The sequence below is a fragment of the Hymenobacter agri genome, from assembly GCF_054778495.1.
In genome coordinates this window covers 1-2,220 of sequence record NZ_BAAGZM010000660.1, presented here as the reverse complement: position 1 = coordinate 2,220, position 2,220 = coordinate 1, and the positions used below count along the sequence as shown (strand labels likewise).

Genomic DNA, 2,220 nt, shown 5'->3' with positions numbered 1-2,220 from the left:
CGGCGCCAACGGCCGCGCCCGCCGGCACCACGGCCGAAACACCGGGCAGTAGCTACAGCGTGGAGGTGCGCTCGGGCAACCGTTTTGTGGGCGTGCTGCAAAGCGCCGGCCCCGATGCCCTCGACTTCGACACGCCCGACCTGGGCCGGGTGCACATTCTGCGCACCAACCTGAAAGAGCTGGTACTGCTGAACGCCGAGCAGGCCCGCGCCGGCTACGACTACGTGGGCAACGGCGAGCGCCTGTTTTTTGGCCCCACGGCCCGCAACCTGCGCAAGGGAGAAGGCTCGGTGCAGGACGCAGATGTGTTCCTGCTCACAGCCAACTACGGCGTCACCGACAACTTTTCGATGGGTGTCATCGCCACGTTCATCCCCGGCATCGGTACCAACAACCTGTTTGGCTTCACGCCCAAAGTCAGCTTTCCGGTCAGCAACAGCTTGCGCGTGGGCGCCGGGGCGCTGCTGCTGTTCGTGGGCGGCGAAACTGTGGGCGTCACCTACGCCCAAACCACCGTGGGCAACGCCGACCACCACTTTACCGGCGGCCTGGGCTTCGGCTTTAGTGGCGGCCAGGGGTTCGGCAGCACGCCCGTGTTCATGGTGGGCGGCGCTACCCGCGTAGGCCGCCGCGTTTCGCTAGTCGACGAAACCTACGTCGTGCATTCGAGCAGCAGCAGCAACAGTCGCAACAGCTCCTCGTCGACCGGCGTGGCGGGCATCGCCGGCATTCGCATCACGTGGCCACGCATCAGCGGAGGCCTGGGCCTGGCTTATTCAGCCTCCCGCTACAGCGACACGTACTACGGCTACAACAACTCCGGCACCAACGCCGACGCCTTCCCTTACCTCGATGTGGCTTTTCGCTTTGGCAACGTGAAATAGCCAAAGCGCTTAGGTAAAATGAAAAAGGACTCTGCCGCACGGTAGAGTCCTTTTTCATTTTGCAGAAAGGAAGGCAGGTTAATTAAATACGAAACCGTTGGGCCCCACCTTCACGGTGAAGGAGTCGATGGCGGTGCCGTTGGGCTGGTAGCGGATGAAGCGGCCGTTGCTGTTGTAGCTGGGCGCGATGGCGCCGTACACGGTGTTGTCGCGCGGGTCGATGGCAAAGCCCGAGAACCGGCGGCGCAGGAAAGGCGCAGTGGGCAGGGCCGTGGCCGCGGTGCTGAGCTGGTACTCGGCCCCACCGAACTGATAGTAGAGCTGGTCTTTGGCCGGGCTGATGCGCAGCTGGCCGGGGCTGCTGGTGCCGGGGAACGTGAGCTTGAGCTGGGTAGCCGGGCTGGCCGGGTTGAAGCGCACGAGCGTGCCGTTCGAGACGCGCGTAGCCGTGTAGGGCGGCACCGGCAGATACGTTACGAAGCCCGTGCACAGGGCCCAGATGTTACCGTCTTTATCGGCCACGAGGCTACTGGGGCCGTCGGCCACCGTGATGGTGGTGCTGAGCGTGCCGGTGGCTTCGTCAATCACCGAAATGGTGTTTTCGTAGCTGTTGGGCACGTAAATTTTGCCGCCCAGCGCCAGCAGTTGCTCGGGGTTGCGGCCCACCGTCACGCGGCTGGCCACGGTGTTGGTGCTCAGGTCGAGAATAGTGAGCACGCCCGGCGAGTAGGCCGGCGTGGAGTTGTACACTCCGCGCCACTCCGTGACGTAGCCGCGCGTGGCCGACGTGGACGTGAAGTAGCGGGGCTGGTCGAGGCCGGTGATGGTGCCGGCGGTTTTGAAGTCGGGCAGCGTCACCACCTCAATCTTCTGCGAGCCGTTCAGCACCACGTAGCCTTTGTTGCCCTGCACGCCCATGCTCTGCACCACATCGCCGAGGCGGGCGCCGTTGTTGGCATTGCCGAAGGCATCTACGGTCAGGGTTTTGGCCGTGCGGTCGAACACGCTCACCGCGCCGTCCTTGGCCCCAAACTGGCCTTCGCTCAGCACGTACACAGCCGTGGTAGCCGGCGTGGGCTCGGTAATAATTTCTTTTTTCGGGTCGCAGGATGCCAGCAGCGCCACGGCGGCCAGGCCCAGCAGGGTCAGATTTTTCATAAGAGAAAAGAGGTAAAAACAGCGCCAGCCGCAGCCGGCAAATGAAGGTTGAAATGAAAATCAGAAGTCGAGGCGTAGGCTGCCGCTCAGGCTGCGCGGTGGGGCCGGGCGGCCGGGGTAGCTCTCGTAGGCCTGGCCCAGCAGGTTGTGGGCCTGGGCCAGCAGCAGCAGCCGGGTA

At 64.0% G+C, this 2,220-nt stretch carries 2 protein-coding genes; one reads left to right on the top strand and one right to left on the bottom strand.

Features of this window, described 5'->3' with window-relative positions; all coding sequences use genetic code 11:
- On the top strand, positions 1-884 hold an 884-nt coding region (locus ACYVDE_RS20760), incomplete at its 5' end, for a hypothetical protein (protein WP_460503443.1).
- A gap of 78 nt (positions 885-962) precedes the next feature.
- Here the strand turns inward: ACYVDE_RS20760 and ACYVDE_RS20755 are convergent.
- Complete coding sequence (locus tag ACYVDE_RS20755; protein ID WP_460503442.1) at positions 963-2,042, bottom strand: DUF5074 domain-containing protein; 1,080 nt, start codon at positions 2,040-2,042, stop codon at positions 963-965.
- Between the last annotated feature and the right edge of the window lie 178 nt (positions 2,043-2,220).